Here is a 20,384-nt window from a genome sequence, read left to right as displayed (position 1 = left end):
ATGATTGGCTCTTTATTTGCAGCTCATGATGAGTCTCCAGGTGAAACAGTAGAAGTTGATGGTAAAAAGTATAAAGAATATTTTGGAAGTGCATCAGAATATCAAAAAGGTGAACGTAAAAATGTTGAAGGCAAAAAGATGTTTGTAGAACATAAAGGTTCACTCAAAGATACCCTTACTGAGATGCAAGAGGACTTACAAAGTTCTATTTCTTATGCGGGTGGTAAAGATATCGGTGCACTTCATAAAGTTGATTATGTTATTGTCAAAAATTCCATTTTCAATGGAGATAGAGATTAAAGTTAATCAATATTTAACATTTAACTAACATAGATTTTTAAAGTGAGAAAAATTAAACAGAAGGAGGTTAGTACTTATTATGTTGAAGAGATTAAAACAAGTAGCGTTTAGAACTTTAAGTGGTCTTAAAAAAAGATAAAACTATTTTCCTCCAAAAAACAAAAAGTTCTCCAAGCACCTCGAAGGTATATTAGTTCAATAACTATATTTTTATTATTGATAGGTTTCTATATTATTAATACTGAAAATATACACATTCCAAGTATACTCGTCGGAACAGTTTTCTTTTCTTTAGCTCTTTATTTGATTAGAAGGAATCAATTGAAATTGTTTTCTTTAAAAAAAATTCAGGGTCAGTGATATCATATTTGCTATGATATTATGTTTTATATCCCTTAGTATTGACAACATTTTATACATGTTGAATGACTATCAAACAACCAATAATGATTCAGTTTTGCAACAATCTTTTTCAAAAAATCAAATTTTATGGATGACAATAACAGGACTTATTATTGGGCCCTTCATTGAAGAGTTATCTTACAGAGCTATAGGTTTAAAATATGTCTTTAGAAACTATGAAATTATAGGAATGATGATATTATCGTGTGTATTTGCATTTACACATTATCCAAATAGCACAATAGATTTTCTTATATATTTCCAATCATCTATTATTTATAGCATTATATACTTAAAGTCTAGAAGATTTGAATTAGTCTTAATCTTGCATATACTAAACAATTCATTTACCTTTATACCTATGTTAATAGAATCTTTTTAGTCTAAAAACAAATTATCAAAGGGGCACTTTAGCTTTTTATGGAGACATAGGTTGATGGCTACTCTATATTTAGTAAATAAGTATAAATGACTCCCCCTGCATTTTTTATCCGAGGCTTCAATGTGTTAGCAAATCAATGGTCCTCGTAACTCCACGTCAGAATGTCTTCTTTTTCATACCACCTTGATGAAGTATAAGTATATGGTTCTTAACTTGTGACGAGCGTCTATCACTTCAAACAAATGTTTCAATTTGAGAATCATTTGTTTTCATACTAGCGACAAAGGGATGCAACGTTATGAAAACACCCTTTTCATTTTCTATTGAATACTATTTAGGTACATACATGCATACTTCTTCATTTTTAAATTATAAATAAAGAGTCGAGGAAAAAATAGAGTCAATATACATAAGATTTAAGAGTGTGTATTATAGATTTTTCATGAAAATTAACATATTGAAGGCTTAAATTATTGTTTAACTTTTATAGATGACATATGAATAATCATTAATAGCTACATTTCTAAATATAATGTTGGGTATGCATATTTTTTGTTTGAGATAAAAATTTTTGAATTCCCTTAGATTATTTTTTTAATGGAAAGTAAAACTTAAAGGTGCTATTATTTAAATCTTGCGTTTAGTGAATCATATTTTTACATGTGCAAGAATTAACTTCCACAACGTAATAAACAATGCGTATTGTAAAAAATATAATATTCAAATACATATACGTTATCTTTAAATCTATAAACTTTATGCTAAATAATAGTTTTGTATATACCGGTTAAAGATAATCTAATTATAATTTCTTCTTTTGTTGATCAAGTGTTCTTTAAAAGCTTGGGCTTCTGCAGCTAAATTTTGATCATTTTCCTCTTTTAATTTATATTCTTCGGGATGAGTTATCCATCTAGGTGTTTTTTCCTTACTTTTGAGTGAATGTTTGATAGGTTTAATATTAAAACTTTTTGCTTGAGATAAGTTGTAAATATTATTATTAAACCAAATTTCTAAAATTTTAGTTAAATACTGCTTAGGGTTTTCACCCTTTTCAGATGCATAATTCACAGCATATTCTAAAAGCTCGTCACTCATGTTTTCACTCAGTTTATGTATTTTTTCAATAAATGCTTTTGTTGGATTTGAATAGAACTCATTTTTCAAAAGCGATTTTAAATAATTTTTCCTACAACTACTACCACTTTTTAAAGATTTTTTAGTAGTAGTATCACTAATATCAGTATCACTAATATCAGTATCATTAATATCAGTATCATTAGAGTGTCGTTTTGACACTTCTGGAAGTGTCGTTTTGACACTTCTGGAAGTGTCGTTTTGACACTTCTGGAAGTGTCGTTTTGACACTTCCGTGTTTTGACTACCTTCATTCGTATTATTGAGATCACCATCTATATTATTAATTATATAGATGTCCTCTTTAGTGACTATTGGTTTTTTCAGGTACAACATATTAGGCTTATTTAAGCCTAATCTTTTTTGTTCTAGCAATCCTGCATCTTCTAATTCGTTTTTTATCTTAATTACTTTTTTATTTCCACAGTTTAAAATTATTTCTAAGTGTTTTACTGTGTATATAAAATATATATTTCCTAATTCATCGACCCAATTGTTTTTAATTGATAGATCTACCCGATCACGTAAAATTCCATAAGCAATTTTTGTATCATTAGATAATTTTTTATATTTTTCATTAGTAAAAAAAATTTTGGGTATTTGATAAAAACGTTCTTTATAATTTTCTTGAACAGTGAAATAATTGTTTGACATAATATAAACCTCTTTCCTTAGTAGGTTAGAGATAATAAAAACGCTTTTATATTCTAAATAATGACTGACTCTTGAAATTTTACTGCTTATAATTTATACTATTAATTACTCAAAAATATAAACAACGCATCATTTAGAGCATATATGTTAGCGTTTATTACCCTAAGCGTTTAATCGTTGGCCCGATTAAACGCTTTTTAGTGTTACTAAAAGTTAACTTAATAGTAACAAAGTAATCAATAAGACACAATAAAAATTGTAACTTTCCTTAAGTAACATGTTACATGTAACAAACGTACGTGGACTGTTAAAGATAGAAAACAAAAAAGGTTGAAAAAGAGAAATTTGAATAGTAACATGTTACATGTAACAAACGTACGTGGACTGTTAAAGATAGAAAATAGGAGGTATGACTATGAATATAATTACAGTTGGTAATTTTAAGGGCGGTGTGGGTAAAACCACAGTAGCCACTTTACTTTCTTATATTGCATCTGAAAATTACGAAAAAAAAGTTCTTTTAATAGATTTTGACCCACAAGGTAATGCCACTCAAATTATAAAAAGAACTTACCCAGGTTTTGAGGAAGAGAAAATGTCTTTTATAGATATGCTAAAATATGGTGATATAGAAAAAAGTATTGTGAGACTAACATCTAATTTATCACTGTTACCTGCTGATTCTTCTTTAGCTAATCTATCTGATATCATTTCTAAAACTGATATTTTAAAAAAAAGGTATATTTTAAAAAATGTTATTGAGAAAATCAAAGAAATCGATAGATTCGATTATATATTTATCGATGTGCCTCCTACTATTAATTCGGATTTTACTAATAATGCTGTTTATGCCAGTGACTATATTTTAATGGTATTTCAGACACAACAATCAGCTTATGAAAGTAGCCTCTCATTTGTAAATTTTTTAAGGGATAGAAAAAAGGAGTCAGATTTAAAATTTGAGTTAGTTGGAGCTGTACCAGTGTTAATTAAAAAAAGTGGACGAGTAGATAAACAGATATTAGACATATCTAAAACAGCATTTTCTGAAGCACTTTTTGAAAACCAAATATATCAAAGGGAACGAATAAAGAAATTTGCAGTAGATGGAATTAAAAACAAGGATATGCATGATAAAAAAGTAATATATATGTTTAATAAGGTCTATGAGGAATTAGTCAATAGAATTAAACTAATTGAGAGTGAGTGAACTATATGGCAGGATTTTTAGATAATATAGATACATCTGAAGTAAAATATACTGAGAATTATAAACCAGTACCTAAAAGTACTACTATGAGAGTCGATACTGATATAAAAAAAAGACTAAATCAAATGGCTCTAGATCGAGATACTTCTATAAAATCAATAGTTGACGAGGTGCTAGAAGATTTTTTAGTTAAATATAACTACTAATTTATGTCTGTTTTAGTTAAAAATCCTAGTAATGAAAGGGATAATTCATTGCTAGGATTTTATTTATTATGTATTTCTTTGAGAATGATTATTTGGAACTGTAAATATTATTGCTATTAACGCGATAATTCCCATACCTACGTTTATCCATAATGCAATCATAGCCCCTTGGAATACGTCAGATAACATAACAGTCATGCCATAAATAGCACCGCTAAAGGCAATACCGAATGCACCACCTAATGATGAAGCCATTTTATAAATACCTGAAGCAACGCCAACTTTATCTGAAGGTGCATTTGAGATCGCTGTATCAGTTGAAGGTGTTGCATATATGCCTAATCCTAGCCCAAAACATAAATAACCAATAATACAGGAAATTATATAGGTTGTTTCATGCAAAAAGGTTAATGAAATTAAACTTATGCCAATAACAACGGTTGAGGTGCCGAGTAACATTGGGATTTTAGCACCTAATTTTTGTAACAATTTTTCACCGATACGAATCATCAATAGAACCATTACTAGGTAAGTAATGGATAAATATCCTGTTTGAAGTGCTGTATACCCCAATCCTTGTTGAACAAAGGTGTTTGCGACAATAAGAGTACCTGCAACGCCGTTAAGCAAAAAGTTAGAAATTGTTGCACCTGTGTAAGGTTTATTCATAAATAACTTGAAATCAATTAATGGGTTCAGGGCTTTTTTTTCGGTTTTAATAAGCAATATAAATGATGTGATTACAATTGTAATTAATCCATAAAAATAAAAGGATTTGAATCCCATTGTCGAACCTTTTGTAATGACGATATTCAAGCTTAATAACATTATTACTAAAACGATTAATCCTTTTATATCAAATCTAGAAATTACATTTGATCTTGATTTGGATTCGGGTGTACCTTTGATTAAAAGGTACGATGAAATCGCAACAATGATAGAAAAGATGAAAATCCATCGCCAACTTAATGTTGTGGCTATAGCACCACCGAATAGTGAGCAAATACCGCTACCACCCCATGAACCTATAGACCAATAACTTAAAGCACATTGACGTTCTGCACCTTCAAAATAGGCTTTCATTAAAGCAAGTGTTGAAGGCATGATACAAGCAGCTGAAAAGCCTTGAACAATTCTACCTATAATTAGTAGTAATGGCAAATTTGAAATGATAATTAAAATAGATCCAATGATACTTAGTAATAAACCAATATTTGTCATTTTTACGCGACCTATTTTATCAGCTAATCCACCAGCTCCAACGACAAACATTCCAGAGAAGAGTGCGGTTAGTGATATTGCGATACTAATTGTACCAATATCTGTGTCAAAACTTTTTTGTAAAGGTGGAACAACGTTAACTAATGATTGTGCAAACAACCAAAACGTAATTACACTAAGTACAACTCCTAAAATTAATTTGTTATTTCTTTGATATGGTTTTGTGTTATTCATACAGGTAATCTCCTTTAGGATAATATAATAGGAAGATATTGGGGGGATCATTTTTTGATGCTAAAACTATGTAAATAAATTTCGACGTACTTATACATAGTAAGTAAAAACAGCAACAAGGTGTAAGGTACATAATACACTGTTAAACCTAATTCAGATTTTTAATGTTGTAGCGATATATTTTGTGAATTCTCGTTCATTGTATAGCGTGGTATAATCGTCTTGATTTTTGAATTTACAAGTGATAACCTACAATGCCTCTAAACCATGCATATCTCCTTCAACTGCAATATGATTTTTTATAACATTGGAATGACCTTTGTCGTCTAATGATCTAATTATAACTACATCTGTTTTAATAGGATTAAGACGTCTAGACGATAATTTATTATTAACAATATGAGAGGAGGTCGTGTACCATCTACTAAGTATTTTCAACTTGAAGAAAGTGTAATATGTTTAGACATAACTAGGATGATATCATAATTTATTGAATGGTATTGTACTCATTACATGTACGTCTAAAGTACCATTTTATTTATACAATAGTTTATTCAGCTATTTGATAAAAACAATGATTTTACCATAGAAATGATCTTTCAATTTAGTTAATATTTCCGAAGTTATTAACATATAAGTGGTATGTGAGTTATGATTGCGCGTAAGCCTACTACCATTAATCTTAGATGTAAAAGACGTTCTTGTATTTGTTTCGGTTGCAAGGGCATAAAATTCCACGCGCATGACTAATATTTTACCGCTATAGTCAGACTAGTAATATTGATATCGAGCTTTGTAATGCTATTTCTATTATTACCTTTTAGTTTAAAAAAGAGAATATATTGAGTCACGACATATAGTATAAGTCAAGTTAGGAAAATAAAAATAGACTGTCATTATATTCCAGGGTATAACGACAGTCTATTTTTAGGTAATATCTTCTAGTGAAGAAATTGTCTTTTCTAATTGAAACTTAAAACTTATATACAAGCGATATTAATAACATACAAGATCTTTATTATTAAATCTAGTCAAAGATCTAATACTTTAGATTTATCTCACCTGTAAAGTAATATTTATGCCTTTGTTTTTGCACATAATTTCATGGATTTAATTTGTAATAGAATTTCCAGGATTAAGGTTTAATTAAGATATTTTAATCTTCTATCTCTTTTTTTAAAAATTTTTAGTTATATAATAAAAATACATCATGATGTAAGGTTAAAAAACTTAAATTCAACTTAGAATGGAGATTGATTATTATGTCTTTCGGTTTATTAACAAAATTCGCTATGACAGGAGTTATTTTAATTAGCTCTACAAGTACATCAGCTTTAGGTAATGTTTTGGGTATAGCTCATGAAGCTAAGGCTAATGTGCAAGCAGTGCAACTACAAAATGAAGCAGCAGCAGTTAAAAAGTTATTTGATAGATATAGCAAATCACAAATAGGAAATAGACAAGGGAACTTAAAATATTGGGCATATTCTGAGGCGCCTTTGAAACCAAATGAAGTACGTTTACACTTTAGAGGTACTTATCATTATAAAGGTAAAACATTTACACCTAGGCGTAATATCACGTTAAATAAAGGACTTATTACGCTTAAAGAACTAGATCATATTGTAAGGTTTGCGCATATTTCTTATGGTTTGTACATAGGTGATAAGCTTCCAAAAGGAGATATTGTCATAAACACCAAATCTGGTGATAGATATACTCTTGAAACACATAAAGAATTACAAAGTCATAGAGAAAACGTGAAAATTAATACTGAAGATCTTGGTGATATCACTTTTGATATTATAGAACAATAATTTTAAAATATTGAATTTATTTCGTTGTAAAGTTACAGGAAACATAGTTGATTATTAATATGATACTTTGGGGCTTCCTTAGTTGATGAATATAGGATTAAGATGGTAGCATAATAAGTAGCCGTAAATTTTGAAATTTACGGCTGTTTTTATTTTAAACGAAAAATTAGACAGTTATCTTATAACTGTGAAAATAAGAGTTTATTGTAATTTACGGTCTAGGTCCATATTGAACTGAGCCATTGCTATATTCAGTAATATTATTATTTTTACTAATTATATTGCTGTTAAACTGAGGTCTAGGTCCATACTGAACTGAGCCATTGCTATATTCAGTAATATTATTATTTTTACTAATTATATTGCTGTTAAACTGAGGTTTAGGTCCATACTGAACTGAGCCATTACTATATTCAGCAGTGTTATATTCTTTATTAACTATGTCACCGTTAAACTGTTTTTTGTCCTCATATTCAACTGTATAATTAATGTTTTTTTCGCTATTACTTAAACCACTAACTTGTTGAAGTTCTTGATTAGCCTTTCTTTTAAGCCGTTGCTTATCCTTTTTTTTAGGCTCTTCATCATAATCAAGATTTGCAACTAACTTCTTATTTTTAGAATTAATTTTTTCTATAGCATTTTTTCTCATTGCTTCATATTCATCATCATACTTTTTCTTAAATCCTTCTACTTTAATAGAGTTAACTTCTTTTTCTTTAATTTGAGAAGGTTTTTTTGTCGAATAATTTTTAGATTTTTCAACTTCATTTAATAATTTATTTATGTTTTTTCGATTATTATTTTCATCTGCTGTTAAAGGTTCTATATTCTCTGGACGCACTTTATTGATATCTATGAAAAATTCATTGATTATATGATCTAAATCTTCTACCATTGCATTTAGAATTCTTACATTTTTAGGTTCTCTTAGCTTTCTATCCTCTTTTTCAAAACCAACTATAAGATCTAATTTATTATAAAGTGTGTTTACTTCAAAGTTATATTTATCATAAAAAGCTTGACCAATGAGTAATATTTTATTTTCTAATGTATTTATTCTTTTATTTGCCTCATACTGTTGAAAACTATTAAACTCTTTTAGGTCTAGATGCTTTTCTGCAACTTGTTTTAATTTATTTTCAAAATTCACTTTGTTTTCTTTTAAATTGTTATATACTGAAATATATCTATCATAAGTTAATCCGAATACACCTTCAGGTATTTTTTTGTTTTTTTTCTTTAGTGAATTTATTTCTTTTTGTTCTAAATTAAATTTATTTACTGCTTCAATTTCTGCTAATACTTTATTAGTATATTCTTTATATAAATTTTCATACTCTTTTTCATCATAACCGATATTTTTTTTGGCTTGTAAGCCATGTAACAATTCTCCTAAACTATCTCTGTATGATTTAGCATACCTTTCATCAGATATTTTGCCTTTTAAATTTAGAGAAGATGATTGATATTGATTTTTTTCTCCTGTTACGATTGCATTTGCCTCTTTATACGTTAAAAGTTGAGTGGCGCATAATGCGGTTAATGATAGACAAATTAGTTTTTTATTCATCCATAAAACTCTCCTATTCTTATAATTTCCCACCACGATTTAAAAGTATAATGAGGAATACACAATAAAGAAATTAAAGAATTGTTAAAACTACATTAAAGGGAATTTAATTATGTACTTAGTCTGAATGACAACAGTTGCTAATTTTATGTCTATTATTTAAACGTCTATGTTTCAATAATGTCAAAATTAATAATGAAGATACCGGAGATGTCACTTTTAAAATTAGAGAATAATGATTTTGTTGTATTAAATTGTTCAGAAGACTATGTCTGGAATGATATCAATAAGGACAGATGAAAACACATGTTGTGGGTTGTCACTTAGATTCAGACGTTGTGTTTTGGAAAGTCATCACTAATAATAGCGATAAATCTACTGTAGACTTTTGATTCAATTAACCAATGGTAGAGACAGAGACAATGCTAATATCGTTATCTACGCCAAAATCAACAGTGATGGTAAATGTCACTTATAATAGGTAACAAGTATGCTTTAGGAAACGCAAACATACTTCTACTTATATAAAGCATTACCGGATACAGTCCATAAAGACATGTGCAAATAAACGGCATATCATTTAAGTGTGATGCATTTGGGGGATTTTTTACTGCTTCCACAGTCCACATCTACTACAATCGTAATTTCTCAAAAGATTCAAAATACACCTAAATTTCATGTCATTAACACATCATTTTACAAACATGACCATAGTAGACACCCGATAAAAACGTTGATATGGAGCTCTTTTGTCCTTTAATAGTAATTACGCACTAAAGAGGCCATATTTATAACATAATTAATAAACGTTAAATTTAACTTAAGAAATATTTAATTTTAACCTTTAACCTACAAGTCTATAATAAATTTGATTGTTAGTATTACGTAATCACCGATAATCAATTATTTTAGGAAAATAGATAAAAGGAGCAATGACAATGAAATTATCTACAATTGCTAAAACAAGTTTAGCATTAGGGATTTTAACAGCAGGAATTTTAACAACAAAAGCTCAATCAGTAGATGCAGCAGAGGAACAAGTAGCTCAAAATAAAATTAGTACTGAAGAATTAAAATCGTATTATAGTAAAATACCTTTTGAGTTAAGGAATGTCAAAGGTGATAGAGAAGGCAATATTATAAAAATTATTGATAGAGGACAAGTAACCAATGTTAAATTAGTTGGTAAAGATAAAGACAATTTGAAACTAAATAACATTTCTAATATAGATGTTTTTGTAGTTAAAGAAAATAACTCTAAATTCTCTGAAACTGAGACGATTGGAGGGATTTCAGAGTCTTCAAAAGCAAATTATAAAGACTGGTCTGTTAATCCAACAATTTCACTTAAAAGTACTAACGGAAGTGCTATTTTCCAAAGACAAGTTGGGAATTTACCTATATTGAAAGACAAGGTTACATTAAAAGAATTAGACTTTAGATTGAGAAATGAATTAATTAAAAACCATAATTTATATACTAATGGTAATAATGGTGGGGTTATTACAGTCCATATGAAGGACAAAAATATTGAAGATAATTATTATTCATTCGTTTTAGACAACAAGTTACAAGAACATCGTATGGGGAATGTAATTGATGCAACTCAAATCGATCGTATCGATGTTGAATATAAAGAATAACATTTAGGAGTTTGTGAATGAGAGAGAAATTCAAATTACGTAAAAACAAAGTCGTTTTGGTTTCTGTTGCCATCGCTTCGATGTATATTACTATGCAAGGACAGGCGGAAGCTTCTGAAAATGTTGCTGAAGACTCCCAATCAACAAGTATTCAAAAGGTTGAGAAAGAACAAGCTGAATCTAAAAGTCAAATTATGAATGAAACACGAACAAACGTAGTTGTTCAACATACTAAAGCGATAGGGAGAAAGAAAACAGATGCAAAAGAGAACTACGTTAAATTAGATAAAGTGACGGCTGGTGATACAACAATCACAGGAAAAACTTTACCCAATCAAACCATTTCATTAACAATTGATGACAAAAGTTTAGGTTCAGTTGAAGACGGAGACAGTGGATTTATTAAATCAGATGAGTCAGGGTCATTTAAATTTAATTTGAATGATAGAAAAATTGTATTTAATCAAAAAATTGATGTGAGTTCATCAAATTTTGATATTGAATCTGAAGAAGATTCAGAAGAATCTATGCTAGAAGAAGGTGCAGAGGCCATGGAAACGACAACAACAGGTCGTTATGATAAAGCCTATGCAATTCCTACGAAACAATTAGACAAGCAAAATGGTCATCACCAAGTACTCGTAGAACCAATCCTTAAGAATTCTGGTATTATTAAAGGCCACACATCTGTGAAAGGTCGTGTGGCTCTTGCTATTAATAATAAGTTTATTAATTTAGGTTATGATGATTTTGACAAAAACACATCACTATCTCGGGCAAAAGCACGTAACGAAGGTGTTTGGAAATTCATTGATGATAAAGGATATTTTGAATTTGATTTCAAACGTAAACCGTTTGAAAATTATCAAATCAACAAAGGTGACTTAATTTCGATTACATTCAAACCAGATGATGAGGAAGAAGCGCTCATTCCTTTAATTTTCAATCTTAAATCAAGTGACTTTGCAAATGTATCTACTGCTACAACATCGTATTCTCCTAATGATGTGTCAAAAGTGGTTATCTTAGACAATGGTACAGCTGATTTAGAAGTTGAAGATATTTATGGTTTTGTTTATGAAAATGATCGTGGTATAGATAAACCTGTCGACAGAAGTCAGGGTACAAGAGAAATCAAAGGTAAAACAAAATTTGCAAATTCAGTGATTAATATTACTTCAAGTCTAGGAGAAGGTAACGAATTTCCTGATTTACAGGTGAATGAAAAAGGTGAATTTTCATTTAATGCTTTTGAAGTCGGATTTCGTTTAAATAATGGTGAGGAGTTAAATTTTGTAGTGGTAGATCCAGTAAGTGGAGAACTTTTAAGCAACAATTTTATTGTTAAAAAAATAAATGTATATGAAACCCCTGAACAAAAAGCAGACAGGGAGTTTGAAGAAAAGCTTGAACAAACTCCAGCATATTACACACTAGTAGGAGATAATATCACGGGGTATAACCTTAATGGTGACGTAATTACTTGGTTCAATGCATTAGAAAAGGGGAAATCTAATAAATTTTAAGGATAAGTTTATATGGTTGCAAGAACGGAAAATAGGTTCTAGACTTTAAAGGAAAGCACCACAAAAATTTTTGTGAAAGGTTTTTGTGGTGCGTCATTATATAAATGTAAACCATGTTCTATACGTATGGTTTAGGACCTTCTGTTGAAAAGTTAGGTTTATATTATATTTGCAATATCTGTAACTTTGGTTTTGATAAATGTTTTATCAATATGTCATTTAGATTTTTATTTTAATTCTTCCTAATGTGATATAGCATAGGAGGCTTATTCTTGAAATCATCAATCTAATAGATGTTAATTGATGAACTATGAATATCATTCCTCTTAATATTTCAAATATATCATGATAGATACCTAAACATAGTTCTTAAAAATAGCTACAGTAATAACATTCTAATTAAAGTGTTTATATCTTGAATAGTACGTGAAGAATACTATTTTTGTTGAAAATATAATATAGATACAACTTGACAACAGAATCTATAAAGATAATGTTATTAACATATATAGGATTATCCCAAGTACATATGCTTTAAAAGGTAGAGATGGTATAATAATGAAGTCGCCTATCTCTCAGGCCTCAATAAAGGCGTAGAGAGGAGGTGCATATTAGATGGTCGAAGTTCTTGTTCACATCACGACCACAGTCATCAGTGGTTGCATTATTACGTTATTTACGCAATGGCTACGTACACGTAATAATAAGAAAAAATAGGCGATATTAGCCATCACCTAAAAATCCCCTCACTACTCGCAATAGTGAGGGGATTGGTGCATATAATGCACGAAGTTCTTGTTAACTAAATTATAACACTATACTACGAAGAAATGCAAAAGACTAGTGTAAATATCCTAGAACGCTCTCTTAATTTATAGTTAGTTAAAATTTATTTTTCAATCGTAATGCGTATAATGCTAAAAACAAACTAAGTATTCCTGAAATAGAAAAAATATTAAAAAAATATATTATTAATGCTAAGAAGAATTCCCGCGAGTAAAAATCCTACTGTACTTTGAACAGTGCTATTTAAAAAAACGAAAAATCTCTTTAATTTTATCAGGAATGTTTTTCTGGAAATATACTATTGAAGGTATGTTTGTATATTGAACTCCAATTCCTAGCAATAACCTAGATATCATAAATACAACTAATATCATGAGATTATTGAATGTGAAAACAAAGGTAAATGTAATTAACAATATAGAAAGAAACATAATCAATAGACCATGTACATTTTTCTCCCAAACACTACTTTTTAATTTAATCATAGGACAAATTATAGCAATTAGGACCATGCCCAAAGGAGTAGCTATTTGCATAATACCTAAGTTAGACGCGATCATCTGCAAATACTGAGTAAAACTTGAAGGTATACCAACATTTAAGAAGGATAACTGAAAATTTATGAAACCACCTAATAATACTAGAAAAAGAATATCTTTATGAGACCATAAATAATTAGTAGAGGATTGAAATCCTTTATGCAAACATATATCACTTATACTAGAGCGATCATCTGAATTGTTTTTTGGATAATTTATAAAAAGAGCAGTAAGCAATGCAAGTATTTCAGTACATAAAAATGTTATCAAAAAACTTTTTAATGGGATTAGAGAGTAGATTGTACCTGCTATCATAGGAGATACTATAGCAATAATTTTTTTCTATCGCACTTCTATTAGATACTGTATTTTCAATTAAACTTTCTCCTACTAAAGGTATAAGATTTGTATCAAACACAAGTGTTACAGTTAAATCCGCAGTGGTCAATATAGTTAAAATTAAATAAGTAGAAAATAAGTTATCAAAGTATTAATACGGCAAATAATACGATCAAAGGCATTGAATGTATTTATGGACTATATAAAAAGAACCGCAGATCTCTTCAGATCTGCGGGTTTTCACCATGCCGTGTAATTAGCATCATGCTAGCTAGTTAATACGAAGTATTATTTTAAACATAAGGTTAGATACTTATCTTTCTAACTTTGCAACAGAACCGTAAATGTTCAGGTGTGAAAACGATAATTAGTTATGCCTTTTTGACTTTGCAACAGAAACTGTTTGTTGTACTCTTTCTACATCGGATAAGTAATTAAACAATTCCTCATAAAGATGTTTTACCATTGATGGTGTAACATTTTTATCTCTTTTCCCCCAACCAATCAAATCTAAATGATCCCAATTTTTCAATGTAGGCATGACATTCCAAACACCTAGATTTGGATTTTGATGAAACGTTGTTTCTCTAAAAGGCTTGTTATATGGAAAAAGTCCACTCGCTAAAGAAATAGGTCCATCACTTTTTTGCCAACTTTCTGGAGCTTTACTGCCATTGAAATCAGCTAATGGTTTCAGTGGTGTAAACATATATTTATTTGAACTTTGATTACCAAATATGTTTCTGTGACTATCTAAGCCTGTTATCGAAATGTAAGCCATATTTTTGTTCATTGTGAATTTATCATTAAGTTCCTTTGCTCCTTTCAAGTTGCTATCATACCAAGGAAAGTCATCTGTTTTCCAGATTTGTTTCTTTTTAACTCTATTTAAATATTCTAAAAGTGATTCGTTCTTTCTCTGCTTAAGCCCCCAGTGTTCAAAACCAAAGTCTACATTAGTAAATTTATTACTTGCTAATGCTATCGCATTAATTGCTTTTTCTTGTAAAAAAGGAGTTTTCGAAATTTTCTCAGATATTAGAGATCCATTATGTGGCCCAGCAACAGTTGTCAAAGATGAAACCATATCATTATTTCCTCCTTTTAAAATTGGAGAAATATTTCCACCATGCTGCTCGTGATATTTTATTTCTTCTCTATCTCCATTTTTTAAAAGTTCTTCTAATAATTGTATAGTAGGCCCACCATAGCTATGTCCAACTAAATGAATTTTTTTACCAGGCTTCCAATTTTTATAAATTCCTGGGTAGGTGTTACCATATCTTTCAAATCCATACTTTTTAGACCTATAAGCACCGTAGTCCACTTTTCCACCTTTAATGTAATAATATAATTCTATTGCTCTATCTTTTGCACTAGAATAAGGACTTACTCTTGCTTCCTTAACAGAATATCCTTCTTGTGATAATACTTTATCTAAATCAATTTTGACTCCTCCCCAATAAGAAGGAAGAATCAACGGTTTGCTTTCATCTGAAAAACCAGAAAATCCATGCACTAATATTATTGGGTATTTATTTTTTTTTTACTATCCCTTCATTTCCTTTAGGAATAGTTGGATTTGAATCCCTATTTGTTTCGTATTTTTGTGCTATTTTGTTTAAGTCTTTATTATTTAATACTTTTTCTATTTCATTAGATTCCTCCAATTGGTCCGACGCAGTTAGTTCCTTATTTACTTTTGGGGACGTGTTTTCATTTAGTGTAGATATTGTGTTTTCTCTTGCATAAATTCCTTTAACGTCATAAATAGGAGATAATATTAATGATATGATTACCAAACAAAATAAAGATAATAATATTTTTTTATCCATATGCAAAACCCCTTATTTTAAATTTAATTTTCCACTTTAATATTAGCTTTTTCCGAAAAAATTTTGTTCAATATTGCACAAGTGTCGAAATATTACTCCTATCTGCCTTCATTTTTAAAAGTATATTTTCAAAAATATAATAAATTTATGTATTAAAATAATTAAAAATGCATTTAACTACAAATACTTTTTAAGTAATACATTCCTTTTATTTAGTATATTCTTAGACATACTAAAACCTTAGTGGCTAATTTTAGCAATTTTAATCATCCCCTTATTCAATTAAAAATAATAGGCTTATGGTTCTTTTAAACAATGAAGTTATATTGCTGAAATTAGATATTTCTGTGTATATATTGATACTATTGAAACACTTAAGTTATTAGAATATTATAGTACGTACTGTAGTTTTTATTATTAAATTTTAAAGACTCTAAAATGTGGCATCTGGCTTCATAAGTTAACTTGAGTTCTTCATCAAAAATTAACAAGAATTAAAAAATCTGAACTAGTTATAATGTAGGCTATATAAGACAATTGAAAACTTTAATAATAACTTCAAATTTCATTTTAATTTATTGTATTTGGACATATATTTGTTCCTAAATACCTTTAGATTATTAAATAGTTAATATAATATAAAAATAAATTTAAAATACTATATTAATTATAAATAATGATTTAATATAAGTTAATGAGGAGAAGGTATATCAATAAAAATAATTTTATTGATATGTTTCTAAGAAATGCTACTTGCACGCTTTCTAATAACAATTAGCTTTACATCATTAGAAATATACATCTATATCCTACGTACAGTGTTATAGCTGTAGAAGTTTGGCTATATTCCCTACGATAGAATCGTTATTTTCAAAGTAAGATAAAATATCCTTTCAAGAGCGAATGTCATTTAAGCTCTTGTACTTTGCGAGTATCCATTCTTGATAACTGTTGTGTGATGCCCATTCTTAATGTCACAGCCTGACAAACTCTAGATGGATACAGTAAAATACTTTTGTAAAATAATGAATAGACCTTTCTAATCATTATATGATTTTTAAATTTTTACTTTCATTCTGATTATTTTCGATATGTCACTAAATATAAGTACTAATATTTCTCCTAAATTTGTTTAGGAACTTACAATTATAGAGATATTTGTGCTATTTTTATTTAACACAAAAATAACGGCTAGTGGACAAATCACCAACCGTTAAAAGTATAAAACCGATATTTGTACTGGTTTTTATTTGAAATATGAATAACATTAATTTTTTTTGTTTATAATATCAAAAAGTTTGCAATATTAAACTTTTAATAATTTTGTATAGAATTAATTAAAGAATACGTTTTTGATTACGCGGAAAAATGATACGATGAGCTGAAAAACGTCTGCTGTCATGGGTTTCGCCTCCAATCTTTTGAATTTTATTTAGATGAAGTTAAGAATTCGCTTTGAACTAAATCATCCGCCAATTGATGCCAGAACTGTTGTAATTCTGCGCGTGTACGTTTTGTATCTGTACTGTCTTGACCAACAAAGTCCACGTGATCCCAATCATGTCTTGTAGATGTCACTTGCCATACACCTTTTTGGTTTTTATCTGTGGCTGGTGTGAACGCTTCATTAAATGGATGTTGTGAAGAAATCACGGAAACGAGACCGTCATTTTCACGCCATTCTTTTTCAGTCGCTTTACCAATTAAATTAGCAGTCGCTGTGAACGGGAAGAACAGATTGTAATCTGCTTTTTGTTTACCGCCAATTGAAGCATGAGTCGCTTCACCTGTATATGTTTTATAAACGATATTCGGATTGACTGTTGTTTTACGATTTAAATCTGTCGCCCCATCACGTGTTAAGTCGTTAAATCCATTGTCTTTTGATTTCCATAATTTAGAGTTTTGCACCCGTTTTACATAGTCTGCATAAGATTCATTCGGTTGTTGTTTTAAGCCCCAATGCGCAAGGCCAAAGTCAACTCTTGAATCTTTATTACCAAATTGTTTACCGATATCGAAAACAAGCTGACGCACAATCGGTTCATTGCCGGCTAAGTCAGAAGCGTGTGTTCCGTTATGTGGTGTGCCTAGGGTTGTGATAGAGGATACCATATTATCATGGCCGCCTTTAAATAATGGAGAAATGTCGCCCCCGTGTTCTTTTTGATAAGCGACTTCTTCAGGGCTACCATTTCTAAGTAATTCTTCTAATTGACGAATGGTTTGCCCCCCCATACTGTGACCAACAAGATGTACTTTTTTACCAGGTTGCCAATCCTTATAAACCCCTTCGTATGTTTTACCATAACGTTCGTGCCCGTATTTAGCTGCATGGGCTGCACCGTAATCCACACGTCCGCCTTTGAGGTAATAATAAAGTTCAACGGCACGATCATAGTTGCTTCCAAAAGCACTGATACTTGCTTCATAAGATTCATAACCGTTTTCTTCCAAATCTTGGCGAATATTCATTTTATCGCCACCCCAATAGTGAGAAAGCATCGCCGGGTTAATGTCATCTGTAAAGCCGTTAAAGCCATGGACTAAAATGATAGGATCATGATTTTTAGCAGAATCTTTGTTTAACGTCGGTGTGTTCTGTTGATTTTGATTATGTAATGCGAGATTAGGTTCCTGAGCAGGTTGTTGTTCTGCCGCTTGTGCTGTACTTGCTCCTACAAGTAATGATTCCGTGATTAAAAGTGTTGAAGCGATAACACTAAAATGTTTAAAATGCCTCTTTTTAATTTTCATCATCGAATGCCCCCTAATGTGATAAGTACTACTCTTAAGATTAGATGAAGATGTTGATTAATAATCTAGGGATGAAACCAAAAAACTTACTGATAATCGCTTTAAATTGTTCCATAATGGACCTCCTCTCTGTATTAGATGAGAAAGCGCTTCCAAATCACTATAAAAAAATAAAGTTTTTGGCGCAACTCTAAAAATGAACAAAATATTAAAAATTATTTATTTTTTTATTATGTTAACTTAATTTCACAATTTTGTCAATAATAGGGTTGTATTGCAAAGATACAAAGAAAGGTTCTGTTGCAAAGTTAAAAAATAGACCTCTAGATTCATGTTTAAAATAATACTTCGTATTAACTCGCTAGCATGATGCTAATTTCACGGCATGGCGAAAACCCGTAGATCTGAAGAGATCTGCTGTTCTTTTTATATAAGCCATAAATACATTCAATGCCTTTGATCGTATTCTTTGCCGTATTGATACTTTGATAACTTATTTTCCTTACTTTGATATGACGATAATCTTGTTCAATGAAGTTATTTAAATATTTAGAGGTACAATGACAGTTCGGGCTAAGTTGAAAATCTTTGATTAGTTTAGACATTGCGACCTTCGTTGAAGGCGCTTGATCTGTAATTATCATTTTGGGTTTGCCGAATTGCTTGATAAGACGCTTAATAAACGCATATGCCGCACGATTATCTCGTTGCTTACGCAACCAAATATCTAATGTATGGCCGTCTGCATCAATCGCACGATATAAATAGCACCATTTGCCCTTAATTTTGATATATGTCTCATCGACACGTCATTTATAATAAGCTTTTTTATGCTTTTTCTTCCAAATCTGATACAAAATCGGTGCATATTCTTGAACCCAACGATAGACTGTTGAATGATGAACATTGACACCACGTTCTCTTAATATTTCAGATATATCACGATAACTCAATGCGTATCTTAGGTAATAGCCAACGGCTACAGTGATGACATCTTTATCGAATTGTTTATATCTGAAATAGTTCATACAGAAGACTCCTTTTTGTTAAAATTATACTATAAAGTCAACTTTGCAACAGAACCATAGTAACTATGAATTAGTTAAAAATAATGAGTAATTATTAGAAATACTAAAGTTAAAAGAAATTTATTTCGAAAATTCTTTGAAAAATGATCCTCTTTATATCAAACAATATGAAGAATTTAGAAGTTTACTTTAGTGCGAGTAGTCTGAATACATGTTTTGCATTTCTTCATTAACTAGTGTTATAATTTAGATAACAAGAGCTTCGTGCATTATATGCACCAATCCCCTCACTACTCGCAATAGTGAGGGGATTTTTAGGTGTTGGCTAATATCGCCTATTTTTTCTTATTGTTACGTGTACGTAGCCAATGCGTAAATAACGCAACAATACAACCACTGATGACTGTGGTCGTGATGTGAACAAGAGCTTCGACCATCTGATATGCACCTCCTCTCTGCGTCTAAATTTGACGCCTGAGAGATAGGCGACTTCATTATTATACCATCTGCACCTTTTAAAGCATATGTCCTTCCGATAAGCCTACATGTGTTAATTATATTACTTTTATACGCACTCCTAGCATATTGGATGGATTTGATTCACTTTAGGAAATATCATTTCACTCTGCATGGCTACCTATTTTTTTAATCTCAAATTACTCAACACTTATTTGCATACGGGGCTGGGACATAATTCCTAGCCAAAAAAGAATCGATTAGGTAAAAACATTCTTACTTAATCGATTCTTTTTATATATTATTTCAAAAAAATAAAGCCCTCGCGTATAATAATGA

The 20,384-nt window shown here is 30.0% G+C and carries 14 protein-coding genes and 3 pseudogenes; 9 read left to right on the top strand and 8 right to left on the bottom strand.

All coding sequences use genetic code 11. The features are described from left to right. Together G8Y85_RS09720 and G8Y85_RS12540 are read left to right on the top strand one after the other, a co-directional pair. A partial coding sequence (locus tag G8Y85_RS09720) for an IMP dehydrogenase (protein ID WP_210433364.1) occupies positions 1-300 on the top strand: 300 nt, incomplete at its 5' end. A gap of 373 nt (positions 301-673) precedes the next feature. Beyond that, positions 674-1,084 carry a CPBP family intramembrane glutamic endopeptidase gene (locus G8Y85_RS12540; protein ID WP_103345781.1) on the top strand — a complete coding sequence of 137 codons (411 nt, stop codon included), beginning with the start codon at positions 674-676 and terminating at the stop codon, positions 1,082-1,084. A gap of 798 nt (positions 1,085-1,882) precedes the next feature. On the opposite strand, the gene G8Y85_RS09710 is transcribed toward G8Y85_RS12540, so the two are convergent. Then, on the bottom strand, positions 1,883-2,875 hold the full coding sequence (locus G8Y85_RS09710) for a replication initiator protein A (RefSeq protein WP_165805765.1): 993 nt from the start codon (positions 2,873-2,875) through the stop codon (positions 1,883-1,885). 415 nt (positions 2,876-3,290) lie between these two features. Here G8Y85_RS09710 and G8Y85_RS09705 point away from each other — a divergent pair, with 415 nt between their 5' ends. Continuing rightward, entirely contained in the window at positions 3,291-4,085 is a 795-nt protein-coding gene (locus tag G8Y85_RS09705) for a ParA family protein (protein WP_103345779.1), read from the top strand. A gap of 5 nt (positions 4,086-4,090) precedes the next feature. Beyond that, positions 4,091-4,291, top strand: a complete 201-nt coding sequence (locus G8Y85_RS09700) for a ribbon-helix-helix domain-containing protein (protein ID WP_103345778.1) — start codon at positions 4,091-4,093, stop codon at positions 4,289-4,291. A gap of 66 nt (positions 4,292-4,357) precedes the next feature. Here the strand turns inward: G8Y85_RS09700 and G8Y85_RS09695 are convergent, their stop codons facing one another. After that, the gene (locus tag G8Y85_RS09695) at positions 4,358-5,746 is read right to left on the bottom strand and encodes an MFS transporter (protein WP_165805764.1); all 1,389 of its coding nucleotides are present in this window, start codon (positions 5,744-5,746) and stop codon (positions 4,358-4,360) included. Between the two features lie 1,262 nt (positions 5,747-7,008). On the opposite strand from G8Y85_RS09695, the gene G8Y85_RS09690 reads away from it, so the two are divergent. Continuing rightward, positions 7,009-7,563, top strand: a complete 555-nt coding sequence (locus tag G8Y85_RS09690; RefSeq protein WP_165805758.1) for an exotoxin beta-grasp domain-containing protein — start codon at positions 7,009-7,011, stop codon at positions 7,561-7,563. 211 nt (positions 7,564-7,774) lie between these two features. Here G8Y85_RS09690 and G8Y85_RS09685 read toward each other — a convergent pair whose 3' ends face one another. Continuing rightward, entirely contained in the window at positions 7,775-9,136 is a 1,362-nt protein-coding gene (locus tag G8Y85_RS09685) for a coagulase domain-containing protein (protein ID WP_165805763.1), read from the bottom strand. 938 nt (positions 9,137-10,074) lie between these two features. Here G8Y85_RS09685 and G8Y85_RS09680 point away from each other — a divergent pair. The 4 genes and pseudogenes from G8Y85_RS09680 to G8Y85_RS12410 form a co-directional block, all read left to right on the top strand. Then, a complete protein-coding gene (locus tag G8Y85_RS09680) occupies positions 10,075-10,779 on the top strand; it encodes an exotoxin beta-grasp domain-containing protein (RefSeq protein WP_165805762.1) in 705 nt (234 codons plus the stop codon). Between the two features lie 17 nt (positions 10,780-10,796). After that, positions 10,797-12,305, top strand: a complete 1,509-nt coding sequence (locus tag G8Y85_RS09675; protein ID WP_165805761.1) for a hypothetical protein — start codon at positions 10,797-10,799, stop codon at positions 12,303-12,305. 615 nt (positions 12,306-12,920) lie between these two features. Further along, positions 12,921-13,022 carry a type I toxin-antitoxin system Fst family toxin gene (locus G8Y85_RS09670; RefSeq protein ID WP_107378681.1) on the top strand — a complete coding sequence of 34 codons (102 nt, stop codon included), beginning with the start codon at positions 12,921-12,923 and terminating at the stop codon, positions 13,020-13,022. Between the two features lie 1,079 nt (positions 13,023-14,101). Next, positions 14,102-14,248: pseudogene (locus tag G8Y85_RS12410) on the top strand (IS6 family transposase); the annotation flags it as partial. An 88-nt stretch (positions 14,249-14,336) separates the two neighbouring features. Here G8Y85_RS12410 and G8Y85_RS09660 read toward each other — a convergent pair. The 5 genes and pseudogenes from G8Y85_RS09660 to G8Y85_RS09640 form a co-directional block, all read right to left on the bottom strand. Continuing rightward, the gene (locus G8Y85_RS09660; protein ID WP_165805760.1) at positions 14,337-15,488 is read right to left on the bottom strand and encodes a lipase-like domain-containing protein; all 1,152 of its coding nucleotides are present in this window, start codon (positions 15,486-15,488) and stop codon (positions 14,337-14,339) included. Positions 15,489-15,504: 16 nt separating this feature from the next. Next, complete coding sequence (locus tag G8Y85_RS09655; RefSeq protein ID WP_165805759.1) at positions 15,505-15,804, bottom strand: hypothetical protein; 300 nt, start codon at positions 15,802-15,804, stop codon at positions 15,505-15,507. 1,428 nt (positions 15,805-17,232) lie between these two features. Beyond that, positions 17,233-18,426 (bottom strand): annotated as a pseudogene (gene lip, locus G8Y85_RS09650) (YSIRK-targeted triacylglycerol lipase); the annotation flags it as partial. A gap of 488 nt (positions 18,427-18,914) precedes the next feature. Continuing rightward, positions 18,915-19,589 (bottom strand): annotated as a pseudogene (locus G8Y85_RS09645) (IS6 family transposase). Between the two features lie 335 nt (positions 19,590-19,924). Continuing rightward, entirely contained in the window at positions 19,925-20,026 is a 102-nt protein-coding gene (locus tag G8Y85_RS09640) for a type I toxin-antitoxin system Fst family toxin (RefSeq protein ID WP_000228874.1), read from the bottom strand. Positions 20,027-20,384: the final 358 nt, after the last annotated feature.

It is taken from the genome of Staphylococcus sp. 11007852 (genome assembly GCF_011394325.1).
GTDB lineage: Bacteria > Bacillota > Bacilli > Staphylococcales > Staphylococcaceae > Staphylococcus > Staphylococcus agnetis.
The sequence above is the reverse complement of the archived record's forward strand: the minus strand, read 5'-3'. Positions and strand labels throughout refer to the sequence as shown.

Excerpts from the sequence above, each read along its gene's own strand:
- G8Y85_RS12540 (WP_103345781.1), top strand. The coding sequence starts at position 674 with ATGATATTATGTTTTATATCCCTTAGTATTGACAACATTTTATACATG.
- G8Y85_RS09710 (WP_165805765.1), bottom strand. The coding sequence starts at position 2,875 with ATGTCAAACAATTATTTCACTGTTCAAGAAAATTATAAAGAACGTTTT.
- G8Y85_RS09705 (WP_103345779.1), top strand. The coding sequence starts at position 3,291 with ATGAATATAATTACAGTTGGTAATTTTAAGGGCGGTGTGGGTAAAACC.
- G8Y85_RS09700 (WP_103345778.1), top strand. The coding sequence starts at position 4,091 with ATGGCAGGATTTTTAGATAATATAGATACATCTGAAGTAAAATATACT.
- G8Y85_RS09695 (WP_165805764.1), bottom strand. The coding sequence starts at position 5,746 with ATGAATAACACAAAACCATATCAAAGAAATAACAAATTAATTTTAGGA.
- G8Y85_RS09690 (WP_165805758.1), top strand. The coding sequence starts at position 7,009 with ATGTCTTTCGGTTTATTAACAAAATTCGCTATGACAGGAGTTATTTTA.
- G8Y85_RS09685 (WP_165805763.1), bottom strand. The coding sequence starts at position 9,136 with ATGAATAAAAAACTAATTTGTCTATCATTAACCGCATTATGCGCCACT.
- G8Y85_RS09680 (WP_165805762.1), top strand. The coding sequence starts at position 10,075 with ATGAAATTATCTACAATTGCTAAAACAAGTTTAGCATTAGGGATTTTA.
- G8Y85_RS09675 (WP_165805761.1), top strand. The coding sequence starts at position 10,797 with ATGAGAGAGAAATTCAAATTACGTAAAAACAAAGTCGTTTTGGTTTCT.
- G8Y85_RS09670 (WP_107378681.1), top strand. The coding sequence starts at position 12,921 with ATGGTCGAAGTTCTTGTTCACATCACGACCACAGTCATCAGTGGTTGC.
- G8Y85_RS09655 (WP_165805759.1), bottom strand. The coding sequence starts at position 15,804 with ATGGATAAAAAAATATTATTATCTTTATTTTGTTTGGTAATCATATCA.
- G8Y85_RS09640 (WP_000228874.1), bottom strand. The coding sequence starts at position 20,026 with ATGGTCGAAGCTCTTGTTCACATCACGACCACAGTCATCAGTGGTTGT.